The 21,147-nt window shown below is 55.6% G+C and carries 22 protein-coding genes; 8 read left to right on the top strand and 14 right to left on the bottom strand.

What is annotated here, in order from left to right; genetic code table 11:
- Window positions 1-129 precede the first annotated feature (129 nt).
- The 9 genes from ACYVRB_RS09205 to ACYVRB_RS09165 all read right to left on the bottom strand — a co-directional run bounded on the left by ACYVRB_RS09205 (window position 130) and on the right by ACYVRB_RS09165 (window position 7,834).
- Window positions 130-1,029 (bottom strand): sortase domain-containing protein, encoded by a 900-nt coding sequence (locus tag ACYVRB_RS09205; protein WP_461214969.1) that lies wholly within the window; start codon window positions 1,027-1,029, stop codon window positions 130-132.
- A gap of 431 nt (window positions 1,030-1,460) precedes the next feature.
- Window positions 1,461-2,300 (bottom strand): hypothetical protein, encoded by an 840-nt coding sequence (locus ACYVRB_RS09200; RefSeq protein ID WP_461214967.1) that lies wholly within the window; start codon window positions 2,298-2,300, stop codon window positions 1,461-1,463.
- A gap of 5 nt (window positions 2,301-2,305) precedes the next feature.
- Entirely contained in the window at window positions 2,306-3,244 is a 939-nt protein-coding gene (locus ACYVRB_RS09195; RefSeq protein ID WP_461214966.1) for an alpha/beta hydrolase, read from the bottom strand.
- A gap of 24 nt (window positions 3,245-3,268) precedes the next feature.
- Complete coding sequence (locus tag ACYVRB_RS09190) at window positions 3,269-3,961, bottom strand: hypothetical protein (RefSeq protein WP_461214964.1); 693 nt, start codon at window positions 3,959-3,961, stop codon at window positions 3,269-3,271.
- A gap of 10 nt (window positions 3,962-3,971) precedes the next feature.
- Entirely contained in the window at window positions 3,972-4,628 is a 657-nt protein-coding gene (locus ACYVRB_RS09185) for an HAD hydrolase-like protein (protein ID WP_461214962.1), read from the bottom strand.
- A 73-nt stretch (window positions 4,629-4,701) separates the two neighbouring features.
- Window positions 4,702-5,853 (bottom strand): cation:proton antiporter, encoded by a 1,152-nt coding sequence (locus ACYVRB_RS09180; protein ID WP_461214960.1) that lies wholly within the window; start codon window positions 5,851-5,853, stop codon window positions 4,702-4,704.
- 25 nt (window positions 5,854-5,878) lie between these two features.
- Complete coding sequence (locus tag ACYVRB_RS09175) at window positions 5,879-6,397, bottom strand: GNAT family N-acetyltransferase (protein WP_461214959.1); 519 nt, start codon at window positions 6,395-6,397, stop codon at window positions 5,879-5,881.
- Window positions 6,398-6,479: 82 nt separating this feature from the next.
- The gene (locus ACYVRB_RS09170; protein WP_461214957.1) at window positions 6,480-6,899 is read right to left on the bottom strand and encodes a hypothetical protein; all 420 of its coding nucleotides are present in this window, start codon (window positions 6,897-6,899) and stop codon (window positions 6,480-6,482) included.
- A gap of 32 nt (window positions 6,900-6,931) precedes the next feature.
- Window positions 6,932-7,834 carry a proline iminopeptidase-family hydrolase gene (locus ACYVRB_RS09165; RefSeq protein ID WP_461214955.1) on the bottom strand — a complete coding sequence of 301 codons (903 nt, stop codon included), beginning with the start codon at window positions 7,832-7,834 and terminating at the stop codon, window positions 6,932-6,934.
- Between the two features lie 163 nt (window positions 7,835-7,997).
- On the opposite strand from ACYVRB_RS09165, the gene ACYVRB_RS09160 reads away from it, so the two are divergent.
- Window positions 7,998-10,325, top strand: a complete 2,328-nt coding sequence (locus ACYVRB_RS09160) for an HAD-IC family P-type ATPase (protein ID WP_461214954.1) — start codon at window positions 7,998-8,000, stop codon at window positions 10,323-10,325.
- Between the two features lie 47 nt (window positions 10,326-10,372).
- On the opposite strand, the gene ACYVRB_RS09155 is transcribed toward ACYVRB_RS09160, so the two are convergent.
- Window positions 10,373-10,831, bottom strand: coding sequence for a universal stress protein (locus ACYVRB_RS09155; RefSeq protein WP_461214953.1), 459 nt, complete (start codon window positions 10,829-10,831; stop codon window positions 10,373-10,375).
- Between the two features lie 114 nt (window positions 10,832-10,945).
- Complete coding sequence (locus ACYVRB_RS09150) at window positions 10,946-11,740, bottom strand: LysR substrate-binding domain-containing protein (protein WP_461214952.1); 795 nt, start codon at window positions 11,738-11,740, stop codon at window positions 10,946-10,948.
- A gap of 127 nt (window positions 11,741-11,867) precedes the next feature.
- On the opposite strand from ACYVRB_RS09150, the gene ACYVRB_RS09145 reads away from it, so the two are divergent.
- Window positions 11,868-12,881 carry a YeiH family protein gene (locus tag ACYVRB_RS09145; protein ID WP_461214951.1) on the top strand — a complete coding sequence of 338 codons (1,014 nt, stop codon included), beginning with the start codon at window positions 11,868-11,870 and terminating at the stop codon, window positions 12,879-12,881.
- A gap of 59 nt (window positions 12,882-12,940) precedes the next feature.
- Here ACYVRB_RS09145 and ACYVRB_RS09140 read toward each other — a convergent pair whose 3' ends face one another.
- Window positions 12,941-13,288: a hypothetical protein gene (locus ACYVRB_RS09140; RefSeq protein WP_461214950.1), complete on the bottom strand. Its 348-nt coding sequence runs from the start codon at window positions 13,286-13,288 to the stop codon at window positions 12,941-12,943.
- 166 nt (window positions 13,289-13,454) lie between these two features.
- On the opposite strand from ACYVRB_RS09140, the gene ACYVRB_RS09135 reads away from it, so the two are divergent.
- Both ACYVRB_RS09135 and pepF read left to right on the top strand, forming a co-directional pair.
- Window positions 13,455-14,246, top strand: coding sequence for a transporter substrate-binding domain-containing protein (locus ACYVRB_RS09135; RefSeq protein WP_461214949.1), 792 nt, complete (start codon window positions 13,455-13,457; stop codon window positions 14,244-14,246).
- 85 nt (window positions 14,247-14,331) lie between these two features.
- Window positions 14,332-16,134: an oligoendopeptidase F gene (gene pepF, locus ACYVRB_RS09130; RefSeq protein WP_461214947.1), complete on the top strand. Its 1,803-nt coding sequence runs from the start codon at window positions 14,332-14,334 to the stop codon at window positions 16,132-16,134.
- A 49-nt stretch (window positions 16,135-16,183) separates the two neighbouring features.
- Here the strand turns inward: pepF and ACYVRB_RS09125 are convergent, their stop codons facing one another.
- Window positions 16,184-17,149, bottom strand: coding sequence for a biotin--[acetyl-CoA-carboxylase] ligase (locus ACYVRB_RS09125; protein WP_461214946.1), 966 nt, complete (start codon window positions 17,147-17,149; stop codon window positions 16,184-16,186).
- 176 nt (window positions 17,150-17,325) lie between these two features.
- Here ACYVRB_RS09125 and ACYVRB_RS09120 point away from each other — a divergent pair, with 176 nt between their 5' ends.
- The 3 genes from ACYVRB_RS09120 (at window position 17,326) to ACYVRB_RS09110 (ending at window position 20,009) form a co-directional block, all read left to right on the top strand.
- A complete protein-coding gene (locus ACYVRB_RS09120) occupies window positions 17,326-19,014 on the top strand; it encodes a GDSL-type esterase/lipase family protein (protein WP_461214944.1) in 1,689 nt (562 codons plus the stop codon).
- Between the two features lie 102 nt (window positions 19,015-19,116).
- A complete protein-coding gene (locus tag ACYVRB_RS09115; protein ID WP_461214943.1) occupies window positions 19,117-19,710 on the top strand; it encodes a YdeI/OmpD-associated family protein in 594 nt (197 codons plus the stop codon).
- The gene (locus ACYVRB_RS09110; protein ID WP_461214942.1) at window positions 19,710-20,009 is read left to right on the top strand and encodes a hypothetical protein; all 300 of its coding nucleotides are present in this window, start codon (window positions 19,710-19,712) and stop codon (window positions 20,007-20,009) included. Before ACYVRB_RS09115 ends, ACYVRB_RS09110 begins: the two co-directional genes overlap by 1 nt.
- A 3-nt stretch (window positions 20,010-20,012) precedes the next feature.
- Here the strand turns inward: ACYVRB_RS09110 and ACYVRB_RS09105 are convergent, their stop codons facing one another.
- A complete protein-coding gene (locus ACYVRB_RS09105) occupies window positions 20,013-20,498 on the bottom strand; it encodes a flavodoxin domain-containing protein (RefSeq protein ID WP_461214940.1) in 486 nt (161 codons plus the stop codon).
- Window positions 20,499-20,623: 125 nt separating this feature from the next.
- Here ACYVRB_RS09105 and ACYVRB_RS09100 point away from each other — a divergent pair, with 125 nt between their 5' ends.
- Entirely contained in the window at window positions 20,624-21,127 is a 504-nt protein-coding gene (locus tag ACYVRB_RS09100) for a thiol peroxidase (protein WP_461214938.1), read from the top strand.
- Window positions 21,128-21,147 lie beyond the last annotated feature (20 nt).

Raw genomic sequence — 21,147 nt, 5'->3', positions numbered from 1 at the left:
CTCACTGAACAACTTTTTTCCCATTCATCATAACACAATGTAAACCGTTTTCTCAATGGCATTTGCGACACAAAAGCCTCGGCGAAACCCACAAGATGGGTACGCCGAGGCTTTATGCAATACATGTTTTTAATGTGCCCAAACGATCCGGTTGACCGTATTGGAGATACAGGTTTGTAAAACGACCGCTTCGCCTTGGCCGGCGCTAGTAATGGCGTTGTATTGGTCTTTACCATTTTTCACAGAGTAAGAATCATCGTTCACATCGTCTGTGGCATAAACAGTATAGCTGCGAGAATTACCATTGCTGTCGGTGACAGAAACGGTGCTACCCACACCCAGGCTCATGATCCAAGAGAACGTCGTGCTCCGAGCGTGACCGGCGATTTCTGAGGTCAAGCCATCGGTTGTGGACAACCGGGTAGCGCCACCCCAAGTCATTGCCAAGCCAGGTTGCGCAGGCGCAGATGTCCGGCTCATGCTGCCTTGAACGACATCGGTCGAATGACCGGCACCAGAAATCGTGCCGACGTAAGTTTCGCCGGTCGTCGCGCGGATGCTGGCTGCTTTAGCGGCTGCCTTTTGTGCTGGTGTTTGCACTGCTGGCGTCACACGCGCTTGCGTGCGGACAGCAGTGTTTTGGCGAGTCGCAGTACGTTGACTGGTTGCAACGCTACTGGTTGACTGGCTGTTGACGTGTTGGTTAGTGACGCCATGTTGCGCTGTACTTGTTTGCGACGCCTTGCTTGCTGAGGTCGCAACACTGGCCGCTTTAGCTTTAGCTGCGGCTGCTTTTTTCGTTGCTACTTTCTTTGCAGCGGCCTTCTTAATGGCAGCCTTCGTCGCAACAGCTTTTTTAGTCGCAACTTTCTTAGAAGCAGCTTTCTTCTCGGAAGCCTTTTTGACGGTCACCGTTTTTTGCTTTGCAGACACACTAACCTTGCCGACCGTCTTATTTGATTTTGACGTCGACACACTCGTCGATGTAGGAACAGCCCCGACATTTGCTTGCGCCGTTACTGTTGCCACACCAAGACCACCGGCAACTAATACTGTAGCTCCCAGAGCGATCATTTTGTTCTTAAAATTCATCAAGTCCCCTAACTTGTGATGTGCGGCAAAAGCCGCTACTTACACACTGCTGGCAATAACTGATGACCACCGCCGTCCCCCCAGACATTGGTGATCGTTATCGCCTATTGCGACATACACTCCATGCGACCCGACTACGGTCGCCTTATAGTCACAATACCTCACTTTCCTCAAACCATTATTACGACTGATCATGTTGTGTGCTTTCAACTTTGCAACTATAGCTTGCGGCGATAGGTTATGCAAGTATTTATCGCAAAAATAGATAGAATCTCATTTTAAAAATGGCTTATCCTTGGTAACATTGGCTTGTTAAGTAATTAAATAACACCTACGATTTTTTATCATAGGTGTTAAAAACGATATTTTTATGAACTGATTTTATATTTTTTAGAATTGTTCCTGAAAAGATACGCCGTCCCGGCCAACAGTAACCCAACAAGCACAACGCCACCTGCGACGTGTTGCCAAGTGGGCGCAAACGCCTGCATCAATTGACTGACGATGCCAACAGGAGACTTCGCCAAGCGCCACGTCGCACTCAGCGCCGGGACGCCGGCAAGCAACGCCCCAACGCCACCGAGAAAACCAATCCCATACAGTATCCGGCCGTTGACCCGCAGCCAGCGACGAAAGCTGTGTGCCGTCAAGCCCATCAACCCCATGGTAATGACCATCAGGATCGCCGCGACGATCGTCATCGTCTGAAAGATCAACACGACCATGCCGTAAGCCACACCAACGCCGGTTTGCATCAAATCGGTCATTGTCTTGGTCAACCCGGTCTGAATCGACGCGTCGATCACCCGCCATTGCGCCGAATCTGGTGTTAAATGATGCTCCCTTGCCACCTGCCGAGCGCGCCGTTGGGCCACAGCGATGGTCGGCTGCACCGCCACTTCCCGTTTAAAATCAGCGCCGGCGGCAACCGTCTGCCGCACCAAGGTTGCGGTTTGCGCTTCGGTGACCAGCGTCGTGTGTGCCGGCAACATCAAGCCGCCGGCCTGGGCGTCTTTGACCAGTTGGTGATTCAAGGCAGTCGTCAACGCCGCGCGACTCTGCCCGCGCGTCAGTTCTGCGGTGACGCGCTTAGGCGTCCCGATGGTCAAGGTGAACCCTAAGGCGGTGGCAAACACCACCACCAACACGCACTGAATCAATCCGAAAAACGCCAGCCAACAGCGGCTGGTCGCAGAAATCTCCCGCATTTTCCTTACTCCTTGCCCGTTTGTTGGAAGCTGGTTTCGATCCAGCCGATGACCCGCTTGGCATAAAGCTTGGGGTCATGATAATAGCTCTGGGCGTGACCCGCACCTTTGACCAGCCACAGCGTTTTTTTCGCATGCGTCGCCTTGTAGTTGGTCTTGACCATATACGTTGGCACGAACTTATCGTTGGTGCCGTGAATGAACATGATCGGCCGCGTGTTTTTGGCGAGTTGCTTTGGCGCCACAGCCGCACCAACATCATATCCTGTTTTGAGCGAGGCATACGCCACGACCGCCGGCACCAACGGCCACTTAGGCAAGTGATACATGCTTTTGGCCTGGTAGGCCAGCTCGTCTTCGATACTGGTGTAGCCGCAATCTTCGACGATCGCCTGGACCTGCTTCGGTAATCTTTCGCCGGCCAGATACATCACCGTCGCCCCACCCATCGACTCGCCGTAAAGCGCAATGTGCTGGTTAGCCCCGACGTTTTTGATGAGCTTATGTAGCCACTTCAGATAATCCAAGCGATCGGGCCAGCCGTAACCGATGTATTTGCCTTGAGATTGGCCGTGGCCGCGATCATCCGGCGCCAGCACGTTGAATCCAGCGTCGTGAAACATCCGGATGCGAGCAGCCATGTCTTCTTTTTTGCCCATGTAACCATGAGCAATCACGACGGTTTGCGTGCTTTTGTGCGCAGCCGGGACATAATCCGCCACCAGCCGCAATTTCGCGCCAGCGGCTTCTTCAGTCCAGGTCTGCTTAGGGACGGTTTTTAACCACTTTTCAGCAGAGCGCTGGATGCGCGGTGTGCTGGTGCTCAAAAAACCTTTTTTGCTAGGCACAAATGCCACCTGATAAAAATACATGCTGGCCGCCAAGACCCCGATCAAAACGATCACGATCACACTAACGATGGTTATGGTCAATTTTCGACGCACCTCATACCTCCTGTAAAAACTTTCTTAGTCGACTCGGGTCAGCTCGTCTAGCGTCTGCCCTGAATCGTTCACGAGCTCGAGCCACCCGTTGGTATCACCATAATATAAGAATAAACCCACTTCATTAACACTACGCAACCCAATATCTTCGGTCGTGGTGAAATCTGTGATCTGGTCTCGATGATCGTCGCGTAGCTTGTCACCATACTTCGTGCCGTAGCGCGGTGAACCGTCTTTGTTCATGATCTTCTCGGCCGTCAGCTTCGCGCCGGCCTTGATTGTCATCTCGTTGCGGGCCGTCCAATACACGGTGGCAACGCTGTTGTTGCGGGTCACGTGAAAAGGCATCGTGCTCAGGCTTTTGACGAAGCGGTGGCGCGCTTTGGCAGGCTTTTTCTTCGCCGGTGCGGCCAAGGCCACGCCGAAGCGGGTGAGGATCTGCTTGAGCGCATCGACATACGCCACTTGGGCCGCAGGAATGGCTTCGCCGGCCAAGCCGCGCTGGACATACGCCGGCTCGCTGGTCCAAGGCACGCTGATGAAAACCATCTCGGTGGCTTCACCGTCGCCAAAACCAGCCAGATGCCCATCGCTCACGTTCAGGCGCAACTCGCGGGCGTCAAGCGGCCGCGCTTTTGTGGTAAATATCACCTGGCCTTGGTTGTCTGGCAACACGACGGTCGTCGCTGTTGGCGTTAAGTTGACTTCTAACTGCATGCTTGTCCTCCTAGGCGTAAAGCTTGGCGACGCCGGTCGGCAATTCCGCCGGTTGTTGAATGATCGCGGTTGCCTGAGCCTGTCTGAGTTCGGCATCGCTGCCAAACCCGTAAGTCACCCCGAGCGTGCGCATGTGGTTGGCGCGCCCGCCTTGCATGTCGGTGTCGCGATCGCCGATCATCAGACTAGTCGCCGCCGTGGCGCCACTTTGGGCGAGTCCGTAGGCCAGCACGGCAGTTTTGGTGGAGCGGATCGATTCATCGAGCGTCGCACCATAGATCCCCGCGAAATAATGCCCGAGGTCAAAATGCTCGACGATTCGCTTGACCATCACCTCAGGCTTGGCCGAGGCGATATTCAGTTGATAGTCTGCGCTTTGCAGCCGCTCCAGCGCCGGCAACACCCCGGGATACAAGGTCAGCTCGAAGATCCCGCTTTGGACATAAATTTCTTGATAGAACTTGACGGCCTGGGTACAATCCGCGTCAGACAGCTGTGGAAAATAGCGCTTGAGACTACTGGTCAACGACGGCCCGATAAACGTGCGGTATTGCGCCGCCGTCAACGCCGGCAGGCTCATTTTTTGCAACATGTATTGGATACCGTGCACGATGCCGGGCTCAGAATTGGCGATCGTGCCATCAAAATCAAAAAATAACTGTTTCATAAGGACTCCATTTTCAATGTGATATGTCGATTATAGCCGAAAACAGCCGTCGCAGAAAGTGCGACGGCCGCGTTCAAGCTTGCAGACGTCTGAGCGCCCCTTTTAATAAAAACGGTGCGATCAACGTCGTCAAGATGATGACGATGATGACGCTGGAATAAAAGTCTTCGTGCAACAAGTGGGCGTCAAAACCGATCTGTGCGACGATCAGCGCCATTTCTCCGCGTGACACCATACCGGCGCCGACAACGTTGGCATCCCCCCAAGACTGGTGTGCGAGTCGCGACCCCAAGCCGCAACCGACCCACTTGGTCACCAAGGCCAAGCCCGTCAAGATGACAATGAACCAGACATCGCGCGCCAAGCCATCTAAGCGCATGTTTAAGCCGATCGACACGAAGAACACCGGAATGAAGAGCCCGTAACCGATGGCCGTCAAGCTGCTGTCGACTTCATGGCGATAAGGCGTCGTAGAAACTGCCACACCGGCAAAAAAGGCCCCGATCACCGCCGACATCCCCAACCCATCGGCCAGATATGCCATGCCTAAACACAACAGCAACGACATCACTGTCACGGCAGAACTCGGGAATAGGCGCTCAGCCAGATGCATCAGATACGGCGCCGCCCACTTCACGACCAGATAGATCACGCCAAAATACGCCAACTGCGCCACTAGCGACAGCCACAGCGGCATGGTCGTCACCTGCTTGCCGGTGCCAAAGATCCCGACAGCGACACTCAAGATGATTACCGTCAAAATATCGTCGACCACCGCCGCGCCGAGGATCGTGGCGCCGCTTCTGGTGTCTAGCGCCTGCAGTTCTTTGAGGACTTCAACAGAAATCGATACTGACGTCGCCGCAAAGGTGATGCCCAAGAAACTCGCCGCCACGAAGTTGAAGCCCCACAGCCGGCTGAACGCAAAAATGGTGACTACCGGCACGATTACCCCGATCACCGCGACCAGCATGCCCGGACGGAAATACTTTTTCAACATCGATAGGTCGGACTCCAGCCCAGCGATAAACATCAAAAAGATCACGCCGATTTCAGCAAAATCACCGACAAACGTCGTGGGCTGCACCCAATTGAGCAAAGCCGGTCCCAACAAGACGCCAGCCAAAAGCTGGCCGATCACTGCCGGGATACCAAATTTGAGGCTGAAGTGGCTAAAAAACAACGTCGTGACCAAGATCAACGCTAACGTTCCCAGATAACCCAAACGACCCCTTCTTTCTTACCCACCATCAATCTAATAACAGCTGATAGGCGTTGCGTTCCGGCACTGGTTCATCGAGATAGACGATGCCGCGGAATTGATACCCCGCCGCCGCAATCACGTGTTGCATGATCTGATTCTGCGCGTGCGTGTCGATTCGCAGATCGCGATAGCCCAGCGCGTAGGCCTCAGAAGTCAGGTTGCTCATGAAAAACCGACTGAGCTGTTGGCCACGATAATGGCCGTCAAGCGCAAAGCGGTGGATCATCATATACGGTTTCGATCCTTGCCAACCGTCGCCATCGATCCGCTTGTAAAACGGATCCGGCCCGTCGAGCAGACTGGCCGTGCCGGCAACACGGCCGTCGACCACTAACACGCGGTTGGTTTCGTCGGCAATGTCTTGTTCGACAGCCGGCTGGTCAGGGTAAGTCCCTTGCCATTGATTAATGCGTTGGGCGCCCAAAAAGGCGCGTGCAGAAGCAATGATCGCCATGATGGCGGGAATATCAGCCGTCGTTCCTGGACGGACAAAAATAGCGGGCATAGTGCAACCTCCAAATAAGTGATTGCAACTATTGTCCCGCAATTGAGATGAGAATTCAATTAGGAATGTGTCTGGGCTATCATCAAACCTCAGCTGGTGCCGGTTTGCCCGGGTGCTGACCCATCAAACGCTTAGGCATGTGGGGCATGTGGGGCATGTGACCGTGATGCTCATGAAACCCGTCGTGAGGGCCATCGTGGTGATGAACATGATGCCCCCCGTGACAGCCGCCGTGATGGCCGCCTGGATGGTGCTTGCCATGAAATTCTAGCATCGCTTTGGCGCGGATCTGCTTGGTTTGTTCCTTGGCGATACGCACCTGCTGGGCCCCGCAGATCACCGCTGTGGCCGCCGCGATGCTGGCGACGACAACGCTGGCATGCAACGCCGCCAGCGGCAACACCAGCTCTGGGTTATCCCTCACAGTTTGATCGAACGTCTCGATCGGTTCCGTTGTTGTGTCGACGACTTTGGTAATGAGTGCCTTCGTATCTTTGAACATATCGTTCTCCTTTACGCTTGTCGTGTGTGACCTCATTTTACCTGTTGTTGCAACCACGCCCCCAAATGTGCAAAGTAATCATCTGGGTTGTCGAGCATCTGACCGTGTCCGGCATCAGGCGTGATGTGTAAAGTGGCATCGGGCAACTCTTGGGCCATCCGCTCGGCCGCGTCAAGCGGCATGGTGTCGCGCGCGCCAAACGTCAGATAAGCCGGAACGTGGATATCTTTGAGATCACCGCGGCGATCCCAGTCTTTCAACGCGCCAACCATCACGAACTCGTTGTCGCCTTGAAAATGATTGTACACCGGCTTCGCCAGCGTCGAGAGCAAATGCCGCGGCTGCGGATCTGCTTGCCGGTGCAGGTGTTGCTCGCCTAGTTTTGCCACCAGCTGCTGATACCGCGGTTCGGCAAACGCGTGGCGGGCTTCGACATCATGCATATAAGCCAGCGTGTCCGCGTCAAACATCTGCTCGCGGATCGCGTTGACGTTGACGATGTATTCCTCAAGGTTGTCGATCATGCTCGACAAGATCACCCCTGCCAGGTGCTCGGGATAGCGCAGTGCGTATTCGATCGCCAATACCCCGCCCCAAGACTGTCCTAATAGGAAAAACTGCAACAGCCCGAGCTTTTGACGCACGGCTTCGACTTCTTGGACATAATAATCGATGTTCAAAAAGCGCGCGCGATTCTTCGGGTCGGTGAAATCCGGTTGATCTGAGAACCACGACCCCAACTGATCGTACCGCGTCACCCGCACGCCGTATGGTGCCAGACACGCACCAAAGTTTTCAAAGACTTCGTTGGTGCCGCCGGGCCCGCCGTGCAACGTCAACAGCTGAATCTCACCGCTACCGGTGGTTTGTGTCCACAAATGGTACCCGTTATCCAAGGTGATAAACCGCGTGCCATCTGGATTATACTTTGCCAATCCGACCACTTCCTTCATCCGCCAGACACCATGATCTGATGTCTCTATAGGTATTTTACAGCGCTTACCTACAATTTTGCAAAAGTTGTGTTAACTCGGTCCTCCGCCGCACCACAAACCCGCCGTGATTGAGTACAATAGAAACAAGAAGGAAGGCGAAGCGATGGCAACCATCACAGATCCCCGATCCGGGTTAGATGAAGCGGCGGTGCAAGCCGCCGAGCGCAACACGGCACTGGCGCCTTTGACCGCCAGTGTCGGCCAGATCATTGCCCAAAACACTTTGACGCTGTTCAACTTCGTCAATCTCGCCCTCGGGGCCCTTATTGTCACCACCGGTAGTTACAAGAATCTCTTATTTTTAGGCGTCGCGATCATCAACACCGCGATCGGGACTTTCCAAGAGATCCGCGCCAAGAAAAAGCTCGACGCCATGCAGATCCTCGCGGCAACACCGGTCACGGTTCGCCGTGGCGGCAAGGAACAACAGATCGATCAGGCTGACCTTGTCGTCGGCGATATTTTGCTCTTGCATCGCGGCGATCAGATCCCAGTCGACGGCTTTGTTTGCCAAACCGCTGGCGTCGAAGTCGACGAATCGCCGCTTACCGGCGAATCCGACCCCATCGCCAAACAAACAAGCGACAAATTACTGTCTGGCAGCTTCATCGTCGCCGGCAACGCGGTCATGCAGGTCACGGCGGTGGGTGCTAAGACCTTTGCCGCCAAGCTGTCGCTGGAAGCCAAGCAAGGCAGTGAAACCCGCAGCCAGCTGTTGGCGACGATCAACCGCATCATCCGGGTGCTGACCTACGTCCTCATCCCCTTGGGCGTCGCGCTGTTTACCGTGTCGATGATCCGGCGCGGGGTCTATAACCGTGCGGTATTGTCGACCAGCGCCGCGGTGATCGGAATGATTCCAGAAGGGCTGGTGTTATTGACCAACGTCGCCTTGGCGGTATCATCTCGCAACCTCGCCAACCAAAACGTGCTGGTGCGTGCCTTGCCGGCGATCGAGTCGCTGGCGCGCGTCGACACGATCTGTCTGGACAAGACCGGCACCATCACCTCCGGCCATCTCAAGGTGACAGACGCCCAGCCCGCTTCCGGCGTGACTGAAGCCGACTTGACCAAAGCCGCCTCAGCTGTGATCTATACCTTAAACGACAATAACGAAACCGCCATGGCAATCAAGGCGGCATATCCAGATCCGCAGATCGCAACCACTGCCACCCTGCCGTTTTCAAGCGCCCGCAAGTATTCCGGCGTCACCTTGGCCAGCGGCCAAAGCGTGGTGGTGGGTGCACCTGAGTTCGTCTTTGGTGATCGCCTCGACGACGCCAGCCGCCAACGCGTCGCCCATGCCGCCCGAGAAGGCCTGCGTGTGCTGGCCGTCGCCCAAGGGCTTGGCGCGCTCACCCCGACGCTACCCAAGCTACAGCTGTTGGGCTTTATCATCATCGCCGATGAGATCCGCGACACCGCCGCGAGCACCTTCAAGTTCTTCAATACTCAAGGTGTCGATCTCAAGGTCATCTCCGGCGACAGTCCCTTGACCGTCGCCCACATCGCCCAAACCGCCGGGCTGACCACCGCGGATGCGTTCGTCGACATGTCTACCGTCGCCGACGACGCGGATTATCAGGCGTTGGCCACCAGCAACACCGTCTTCGGGCGCGTCACGCCGCCGCAGAAAAAACGGTTGATCGCCGCGCTGCAAACCGCCGGCCACACCGTTGCCATGACCGGTGACGGGGTTAACGACGTGTTGGCCTTGCGCCAAGCTGACTGTGGTATCGCGATGGCCAGCGGCGCGGAAGCCGCCAAGAGCATTGCCGATTTCGTGTTGCTAGATTCCAACTTTGACGCGATGAACGGCGTCTTGAACGAAGGCCGCCGCGTCATCAACAACATCGAGCGCGTCGCGTCAATGTATCTGGTCAAGACGATCTTCTCGGTCATCCTCACGGCGATCTTCGTCTTTTTGCCACTTGATTATCCGATCACGCCGATCAACTTGACGCCGGTATCAGCGGTCGCAGTCGCCATCCCGTCATTTTTCCTGACGCTGGTGCCTAATTTTTCCCGGGTGGAAGGCCAGTTCATGCAAAAGGTGATGACGATCGCGGCGCCTGGAGCCGTGGCGATCGTGATCTACACCTTGGTGTTGACCTGGGGCGAATATTTCTTCCATTGGAGCTTCGCCACCACCTCGACTTTGGTCGTGTTGCTGATCGGCGTCATCGAGTTTCATGTCTTGTTCTTGGTCGCACGCCCGTTTAACCGCTATAAGTCCGCCATGATCATCGTGTTGGTGTTCGCCTTGTTTGGCATTTTCTTCATTGCCGGCAACATTTTTTCGCTCACCGATCTGTGGCGCTTCGATCGCTTGTTGATCTACGGCCCGCTGATTGCCACCACGCCGATCGTCTACACGCTGTTGCAAGAATTCCTGGGCAAGCGCGTATTAGCACGCATCCACTGGCGCTAACAAAACGCGTTCAAGTCCGCCCCATGTGGCCGGCTTGAACGCGTTTTTTAATCTTTTGCCACGTCAGGGTTGGCGACGATCAAGACATCGCACGCCGCGTTTTCCACGACGAAGCTGGCGACAGAACCGATAAACATCCGACTGACTAATTTCTTGCTGGAACGCCCAATGACCACGAGCCCAGTGTGATAATCCTTCACCGCGTCAAACGCGATAACCGATCGTGGCGACCCGAAGCGCAGGTGCGGCTTGGCATCGATGCCTTGGGCGATCAGCGGTTGTAGCAGATCGTCGAGGTGCTTTTGGGCACGTTGCTCGGCATCATAGAGCAACTTGCCGTCCACCGACCCGGTTTGGCCAAATCCAGCCGTATATTGCCGCGTGTCGATCACATTAAGCAAGTCGATCCCCCAGCCTTCATCAAGCGCGATCATCGCCGCTTTTTGCAGCGCCACCGCAGAGGAATCAGACCCATCAGTTGCCACTAAGATTCTTGTATCACTCATCAGTTGCCACTCCTTTCAGCCACAGCCTTCACCCGAATATGTAAAGGCTATCATGCTCCACCTCTATTATACCAAGACGCGGCGGCAGAACATGAGAACAAAGGATGAATTCGCTTATTGTCGCTTCTTGGCCCACGCCTCGACCGCTTCTGCACAACCGGGACGATCGGCTTTACGCGTCAGCAAATAAAAATGGCGGACATACGCCGGCCCTAACGACACCGCCGGCAGGCCTGCAGTCGCACGCGACGACACGATCGACTGGCCAAAGCCCGCCTGCAACAATTGGGTGATTACCGCATTAGACGCCACTTCAAGCACCGGCGCTTGATTGTTCAACTCTGCCAGATACCGCCGGGTGTAATAGGCCACCCCTGATTCCGCCTCGCGCACCAGCCAAGGCCCGCCGTGCCCGACCCGCACCAGCTGATCAGGCATCAGCGTCAGCCGGGCTAACTCGCGCGATGCTAACGGTTTTTCGATGAAACCCAGGTCCGCGTCGTGATTCAACAGCGCGGTTTGGACCTCAAAAGAGTTGGCCATCGTGACAGAAAACGCCACTTCCGGATAGCGCGCGTACAGTAGCGGCAACAATTCCGGTAACAGATACATCGCAAACGTGTGTGAAGCGGCCAGGCGCACGCGACTGTGCTGGCGGCTGCTTCCTAAGCGCAGGTGGAGCTCATCCCAATCTGCCAAGATCTGGGTCACTTCTGCATACAAATCGTCTGCGGCGGTCGTTAGCCCCAGTTCGCCGCGCCCGTTGCGAATAAACAACTGGGTGTGAAACTCGGCTTCCAGCTGTTTGATTTGGGCCGAGACGGTCGGCTGGGCGATGAACAACATCGCGGCGGCCTTGGAAAAACTTCGAGTCTCATAGACCATTTTGAATGTCGCCAGATTCTTCAATCGCGTTCTCCCTTCGCGTGCTATCCATCACATTTATTGATAGCTGTTATTATAGCAATCAATCCCGCCGATGGAAAATCCCTCGTATAATAAGTTTCATCACTTATTGAAATGGAGAACGATTTTAATGGAAACTACGACTTCTGCTACCGCTTCGATCCGCGGCGTCTTACCTGGGCTCGGCCTGTCTGTCGTCGTGGCCGTTGCGGCCAAAGGACTGGGCCTATTGTTGCCGCAAGTCGGCGGCGCCACCATCGCCATCTTGTTGGGCATCTTGTTGGGCAACGTTTATTTCAAACAGCCCAGCTTGAGCGTGGGCACCAAATTCGCTGAAAGCCGACTGCTGGAATACTCGGTCGTCTTGCTCGGCTTGACTGTCACCTTCCAGACGATCGCCCAAATGGGTTGGCGCGGTTTGATCTACGTCTGGGCAATGATGACCATCGTGATCTTTGGTGCTTATCAACTCGGCCGCCGCCTGGGCTTCAGCGAAACCGGCGCCTTGATGATGGCGGGCGGCAACGCCGTGTGCGGCTCGAGTGCCATCGGCGCGATCGCACCTGCCATTGGCGCCGACGACGAAGAAAAAGGCCAGATCATCACCTTGGTCAACCTGTTGGGCACCGTCATGATGCTGACACTGCCTTGGCTTGGCGTTGCCGTTTTTGGTGACAACCTGCTGGCCAAAAGCGCCTTGCTCGGCGGCACGCTGCAATCTGTCGGCCAAGTCGTCGCCGGGGCCAGCCTGCTGAGTGCCGCCACCGTCAAATACGCGATGTTGTTTAAGATCACCCGCATCATCATGTTGGTGGTGGTCGTCACCGTTTTCTCCCGCAAAGTCCGCCACGGCCAGCCGCAAAGCACCACGGCCAAACGGCGGTTACCGATTCCTTGGTACGTCTTGGCGTTTCTCTTATTATGCGTGCTGAACTCCGCCGTCGACCTCCCTGCGTTGTTTGGTTCCGCCGCCCACGGGGTTTCCGGCTGGTTTGAAACCACCGCCTTGGCCGCCATCGGGTTGCGCCTGAATTTCGCCAAGTTCATGCAACAAGGCCGCAAGTTCTTGTTGTACGGTCTGGGCGTCGGTACCTTGCAAACCTGCGCCGCCTTGATCTTGCTTTCACTGTTGAAACTGCATTAATCGTCAAAACAAACAGGCGCCACATCGGAAAATCCGGTGTGACGCCTTATTTTTGGCGATCAATAATAACGGCTGCGGTTACCAAAGTTGAGTTTGGCAACGATCGTATTGGGATCAGACTCCTCTTGCGGTTGAATCCATAGCCCCAAGCTATCGACCGTCTTCAACACATAATTAGTCACGGCGATCTCGGCTTCCGCCGGATCCAGCTTCAAGCCGGCTTTTTCTGCGGCGGCCATGGCGTCGTCGAGTTGAAAAACGACCGTGTCCGCGAAGCTGACCAACAGATCATCATACAGTTCCCCCAGTTGCGACATAATGTAGTCGTTGACCGCAGCAAAAGCGCCTGCATTTTGTGCCTGCAGATCATAATAGCGTGCCACGAGTTGATTATTATCAATTTCCATGCTACACCCTCCCAAGCAGATTAGAATCACTACAGCCAGTTTACCTTTTCTATATTCGTTTGAATAGATACTGATGAGACTTTTCTCAAGAAAGTTGCCGACTAAAAGTAAGTCCGGTATACTGAATCTTCGGGTCATCATGTGATACTTATGAGGAGGCACTATTTTGTTTAAGAAGTTAACGCTGGCACTCGCCAGCTTTGCGCTATTGTTCGGGCTGGCCGCCTGCGGCAAGACAGCCACGAAAACATCCGGCATCGATTCTGAATTGGTGAAGCCGGGCACGCTCACCATCGGGCTGGAAGGCACCTACCAGCCTTACAGTTACCATAAAGATGGCAAGCTCACCGGCTTTGAAGTCGAACTCGGCCGTGCTGTTGCCAAGGAGATGAAGCTGAAACCCGTTTTTGTTGAAACCAAGTGGGATTCTTTGATCGCAGGACTTGATGTCGATAAATACGACTTGATCCTCAACAACGTCGCCAAGACACCGCAACGCGCCAAGAAGTACGCCTTCACTCAGGCTTACACTTCTGGCAAGTCGCAACTGGCGGTGAAGAAAAACAACACCACAATCAACGCCATCAGCGACATCAAAGGCAAGAAAATGGCCGAAGCCGTGACGACCAACAACGCAGCCAACGTGCGCAAGCTCGGTGGTAAGGTCGTGCCAGTCGATGGCTTCTCGCAAGCAATCGCCTTGGTCGAACAAGGTCGCGCAGACGGTACCGTCAACGATGCGGCATCGTTTTATGCGTATCTCAAGCAAAACCCAAAGGCCAACATCCGCTTGATCTCGGTCGGTTCAGCAATCACGCCGATGCCGGCACGTGGGCTCTTGCAGAAAAAAGATCCCAAGCTCCAAGCAGGCGTCGACAAAGCCCTCAAGAAGCTAAAAGCCAATGGCACTGAATCCAAGCTTTCCAAGCAGTTCTTCGGCGGCGACGTCACGAAATAAGTACGCAAACAACAGCCAATCCGTCACGCACGGGTTGGCTGTTGGGCTATACTGGAAGCAACCTAACCCAAAAGGAGAGGATCAGATGGCATTACCGACCCGACAAGAGATCGATCCCAAAGATGCTTGGGATCTCACAGCGATTTATCCCAACGAAACGGCGTTTGAACAAGCCATTCGCCGCCTGCAAGAACTCACCGCTGACTTTATCCACATCTATACCGACCGGCTGAACGAACCGGCGGTGATCATCGACGCCTTAGACGACTATGCCAACCTGCTGACGATCGCGGATCACCTCGACCACTACGCGTTTTTGCCCCAAAGCGCTGACTCGACAGACCCAACCGCGGCAAAACGGGCCAAGCGCGTGGAACGCTTGCTCGCCCATCAAGACGCCCAGCTGAATTTTGTCGAAGCAGAGCTGATCGACCAGCCGCAGGCGACCCTTGAAGCCGTCGCGCAGACTTCCGTCGACCACGCGGCGTTCATCCGCCACATTGAACAGGCGCAACAAGCGCGCCTGGCGCCTCAAACCGAACAGGCGCTGGCCGAGCTGGCGCCAGTGCTGGACACCCCTGATGCCATCCGCAGCCAAACCGTTGGCGCCGACATGGACTTTGGCACCTTCACCGTCGCCGGTCGCGAATATCCGCTATCGTTCACGCTGTACGAAGAGCGCTACCAAAAACATCCCGACCCCGAAGTTCGCCGCGCGGCCTACCTCAAGTTCTGCCAGGTCTTAGCCCAATTTCAAAACACGATGGCCGCCGGTTACTACGCGCAGGTCACTAAAGAAAAAACCTTGGCGACGCTGCGCGGGTATGATTCCGTCATCGACTATTTGCTCGCGGAACAAGAGGTCCCGAAAAAATTATTCGATCGCCAAATCGATGTCTTAATGAACGATCTGGCCCCGGTCATGCGCCGCTACATCAAGCACCTACAGGACGTGCGCGGGTTAGATCGTATCACGTATACAGATCTGCAAGCAGACCTCGACCCTGACTACGCGCCGACAGTCACCCGCCAAGCGGCCCCAGATCTGATTAAGGCAGCTTTGGCGCCGCTGGGAGCGGATTATCAAGCACGGATCGCGGCGGCTTTTCCAGAACGCTGGATCGATTTTGCCGCTAACGTTGGTAAAGAATCCGGTGCCTTTGCCACCGCCCCTTATGGCAAGCATCCTTATGTGTTGATGACCTGGCAAGATTCCCTGCCGGCCTTGTACACACTGATCCACGAACTCGGCCACTGCGGTCAGATGACGCTTGCAGACGAGCACCACAGCATCCTCGGTCACGAACCGTCATGGTACATCGTCGAAGCCCCATCTACCTTCCACGAACTGTTGCTCACCAAGCAACTCCTCAAAGAAGCCGATGAACCGCGCCTGCGCCGTTTTGCCTTGTCGCGGCTGCTCAACGACACCTATTTTCACAACTGTGTTACCCACCTGCTCGAGGCCGCCTTCCAGCGTGAAGTCTACCGGCTCATCGACAACGGTGAAAGTTTCGATGCCACCAAACTCAATGCCATTAAGCTGGACGTCCTCAAGCAATTCTGGGGCGACAGCGTCGATCTGAGTTTTGGCGCACCGGAGCTGACTTGGATGCGGCAATCCCACTATTACATGGGGCTGTATTCGTACACCTATTCCGCCAGCATGGTCGTGTCGACCGGGGCCTTTTTACGCCTGCAACAAGGCGACTCGCACGCCGTTGCTGATTGGCTGGCCTTCTTGCAGCTGGGCGACAGCAAGCCGCCGATTGATGAAGCCGCCGTTGCCGGTGTCGACATCGCCAAACCGACGGCCTTGCACCAGATGGTCGCCTTCTTGGACCAAACCGAACAACAGATCGAACAGCTTTCAGCAACGATCGCATAAACCAATGCCGCTGACGCAGACCTTCTCGGTCGTGCGCCAGCGGCATTTTTTAACCATCGACAGCCACCTTGATCACCTCGCCGCTGGTGTAAGTTTCTTCACCGTTGGCGGTTTGCAGACGCAAGCCACCGTTGTCTGCGATGCCAAGCACCAAACCGGTGACCTCGCGAGTCCCCAGCGCTAACGTCACCTGCCGGCCGATTACCGTTGACAACGCGCGATACGTCGGCAAAAACGCGCCTGATCTGTAATCCACCGCCATCGCCAGCACGACTTGGCTGATGGCCGCGGCCAGCCGGTTGCGATTGCTAATTTCATGGCTGATGGCACCAGCGATTGCCTGCAGTGCCGGCGGAAAATCTGTCGTCGCCAAGTTTAACCCGATGCCAACGACAAACGCCGGGGTCGTCGCTGACTCTAACGCCAAGACGGCTTCACACAAAATACCGCCGACTTTGTGGCCGTTAGCGACAATGTCGTTGACCCACTTCAGCCCCAACGCCGCCTGGGGATAAAATTCCTGTAGCACCTCGACGACGGCGGTCGCCACCCCGGTCGTCAACAAGCCGACCTGGCTGAGGTCTTGGCCGGCGTTAGGCAACACCACGCTTAAATACAACCCGGTTGCCGCCGGCGAATAAAACGTCCGCCCGCGGCGTCCATAGCCTGCGGTTTGGGCATCCGCGACAAACACCGCGGGTTCAGGTGTCGCTTGATTTGCCAGCCAGCGCTTGGCGGCATCTTGCGTCGACGTGGCTTCAGACGCCACCTCCAGATGTGTCGTCGTGCGCATATAAAACCCGATCACGTCAGCGTCGAGATGGTCGCTGCCAAGATAGCGATAACCTTGACTCTTACGCGCTTCGATCTGGTGGCCTTGCTTGCGCAAAGTGGTGATCGCTTTCCAAACCGATTCCCGACTTAGCCCCAGTTCTTGAGCCAGGCCGTCGCCAGACTGCCATTCAGGCGCTCGGTCAAGTAACGCAGTCAAGACCCGCTGTTTTGTCGTTGCCATTGGCGTCCCTCCTTTTAGTTCAGTGTATAGCTGAACGCAGGCGCGAACAACCATGCGTTCAGTTTCTTTCGTCTGCATGACCCGGTGCAGTGGACAATAGTTCTGTAGTCTTGACCTGTTACTCTGTACGCGTGTCTTTTTGTAAGCGCTATACTAAAAACAAGGAGATGACTACTATGGGTTCTCAAACCTTTAATCTAACCACGGCCCTTTATGATGCCACTGTCGGGTTTGGCCTTTTGACCCCTGGCACGCCAGACGAACCGCGGACTTTCAATGCTAACGGTGGCTGGATCAGCACCGGCACCATTCCCGCCTTGGTTGCGCGCAACGAAGGCGTCTTCAGCCTGGCCGCCGGCGTCCCGGTGATCTTCGGGGCAGACGTCGCTGAACTCGGGAATTACAAGGTGGCGATCACGATCGCGGCGGCTGATCAACCGCTCACCAACTTGCAGGTCACGCTCGGCAGGCGCCACCTAATCGCCCGCGCGTTATCTGTCGCCCCGCACACGACAACCACGATCCACGGGGTCGTTCACCTCGGTCCTTACGTTCAAGAACCCGGCGGCAAACCTGCCACGTCACACCTGCTGGCCGTCAGCGTCTATTCGCTCGATGGGGAAGCCGGGATCAAAAGCGTGACGATCACGCCGGCCAAGGTGCCAACGCTTTTCATCGCAGGCGATTCGATCGCCGCCGACAACGAAGCCGGCGTCCCTTACACGCCTAGCGGCCATGGGTGTGGCTTCGGGCAACAACTAGAATTAGTTTTGCACGACGTCGCGGTGGATAATCAGGCCCACAACGGCATGACATCACAGACGTTTAGCGATTGCGGCCACTGGCAATTGATCTTAAACCAACTGCAACCAGGCGACATCGTCATGTGGCATTTTGGGCACAACGATCAAAAACGGATGGCCTTGCAACCATTTTCCGGCTACGCCACCAACCTGCGCAACTTCATCACCACTGTCCGCAAAGCGCAAGCGCAACCGCTACTGGTGACCTCGCTGAGCCGCCTGCCGACGACCGGGCCAGACGGGCGCTTTGATTATCTCGACGATTACGCCGCCAGCATCCGCCACATTGGCAAGCTCATGCACGTGCCGGTGATCGATCTGCACCAGCTGTCGTTTTCCGCGCTTTGTCAGCTTCAAGACCAGCTCGATTTACATCAATATTTCATCGATGGGGCCCATCCAAACGACGCCGGTGCCGGTTTTGTCGCCACCTGGATCGCCCAGTTATTATTGGCCACGCCCAATCCCTTGACGCCTTATGTCGCCCACACGCCAATGTTGCGCTTAGATCAGCCGACCAAAGCACAACAGCAACGGGCCAAAGCCCAGCCCTTGAACAAAAACACCGGCTGGGACCGCACCGGCTTGACGCACCTTGATGCCTTTACCACCCAAGCCGTCACCTGGGCCCGCCAACTTGGTTTGATCGATCCGACCGTGCCGTTTTATCCCGACAAGCCGCTTTCGCGAGGAGAATTCTTATATCTCTTGCCTCACCTCTTGCCAGACTGGCACAACCGCTATTACGTCGCCGATTACGCCGATGTCGATGCAGATTCGTATTTTGCGCCTTATGTCCAAGCCGCCGCAGACTTACACCTGCTCGACGCGGCGACAATGCCAAAACATTGCGTGCGCTTAGCGGCTGCCTTGACTCCCAGTGAGCTGTTCAGCATCTTGATGCGCAGCCGCCAGCCGCTCGCTGACCGCAACCTGAGCCTCAGCGATTGTCTCGCCCAAGCCCAGGCGCTGGAACTATTGTGGCCGGGCTTTGCCGCAGAGGGTCCCTTGCCACGTCTGCAGATCATCAAGACACTCGCGCAACTGTTTCAAACCGCTTAACGCCAGCCGCCGTTGTAGCACGCCCACCAAGTCGGGTTATGCCACAACGGTGCTTTTGTGTACAATAGAGGCAACGCGTCACCACCAATGGGAGGATTCGTCATGGCAGATTTTCATCAGCTTTACCTTACTCGTTTTCACAACATCGCCATGCCTGCAAGACTGGCCGCTCAGCTCAACATCACGACCTTTTCGACCACACCCACGGCAACTGTCGATCTGCGGGTCATGATCGCCAAGGATCTCAAAGCCTTGGCGGCCCAAATCAAGACGCTGGCAAGCGACCGCCTGTTGGCCAAAACCGGGCACGCCTACTTGTTATATCCCAACCGGTTTAGCAAAAGCGCTGTTCTCAAAACCCTCAGCCCCGACAAAACCACCGGCCAGATCGACCACACCGGCCTGAAATATTTGCGAACGGTCGCGTTTGATGACGCAAAAAATCTGGTCGACATCTGCTGGCTTGCCCAAGACGATTACGCCCAGCGCATCCCCGAGCTCAAAGCGCGTCTGCATCACACGGCGCCGCAACACGACGCCCACTTCGCCCAGCTTTCAGCCGACCAGCAGCGCGACTGGGCACGCTACATCTATTCTGCCAAGCGCCCGGTGACCCAAAACTCACACTTCGAACAGCTCATCATCGTGCTGGCTTCCGGGCTGAAGACGCTGAACGACTATAAGGGGCGTTTCTGATGCGCGTTTTAGATCTGCTTCAATTGTTGCACGACTATCCCAAAAACACCCAAGTCCGCATTAAGGTTGCTGACACCACGCAAAACATCGCGACCTTCCAAGAAACCCGCGTCAACGAACAGCTGCGCCTCGTGATCCAACCTCGACCTGCCGGCAAGCCCATGAAATGCTGGGAGTTGCTCCTGCTCTTGGACAAACCCGAATGGCGCCAGCGCTTCTTGTACACGGCTGAACCGGGTGGCGTCCGTCCGCTTTTTGGCTTTCAAGATCAAGCCGCAAAAGGGCTGATCTTGAACTGATCCCTACAACGCTGTGGGATCCATGCGGGCAACCGCGTCTAACACTGGCTGCACGGCACGGCGGCCGGTTTCACAATCGTCGTCGTCACGATAGCCTTGCACATGCAAGCGAACGCGTAACCGCAACGGCAACGGGGCCAGCGTCGCTTGGCCGCGCAGGTAGTAAAACTGCGGCGGCAGCTCACACTCGCGGAAGTTGCGGGCCCTGATGCGCGCGACTTCATACGTCGGGAGGCGCAACACGCCGGTGCCAAAAACCATCAGCGCTTCTGGCAACAAGGCTTGATACTGCCGGTAAAAATGATGAAAACCCGCGATCTGTTTGCCCATCACGTGACCGCCATAGATGACGAGTTCGCAGTGGGTAAAATCTGCTTCGGTGACAAATTTGGTATCCAGTAATTCACAATGAAGCCCCTTGGCCAGCCACAACGCAAACTGCTGGGTGAACCCAGTCTGCGATTGGTACACGACTAAAATCTTGGCCATCACGGTCACCCTTTCTAACTGCTTGATTCAAGCATAACAAACCAAAGGCGCGTGACTCAACTTTAATCCTCATGGTAAACTGAACATAGTATTTGTCGACCAGTCGCATTCAAGGAGGGGCAATCATGGAAATCACCCGTCACGGCAACCCACAGCAAACCAACGCGCAACCACCACGCGTCGGCCAAACATTCCCAGATTTTTCGGTGACGATCGCCACCGATCAGCCGTTTAACCCTGCTGAATTGGCGGGGCACTACAACCTGATCAGCGTCGTGCCAGACATTGACACCCGCGTCTGCAGCATTTCGACCAAGCATTTTAACCAATCGATGGACCAGTTCCAAGGCATCGGCTTTTACACGATTTCGACCAACACCGTCGCCCAACAACAGAGTTGGTGTGCGGCTGAAGGCGTCGCCAACATGCAACTGCTGGCAGATGTCGATGGCAATTTTGGCAAAGCCCTCGGGTTATTCGTCGCAGAAAATAACACCGACGCCCGCAGCGTTTGGATCCTTGCACCAGATGGGACGATCGCCTATCGTCAGCTGATCATCGAGCAAACCGAAGAACCAGATTATGCCAGTGCCTTGGCATTTCTGGAAGCCCACCAGCCCGTCAACTAAAACAAACAAGCCCCGACCGA

This window comes from Lacticaseibacillus boliensis, assembly GCF_054784775.1.
This window is presented reverse-complemented; position numbering and strand designations above follow the sequence as displayed.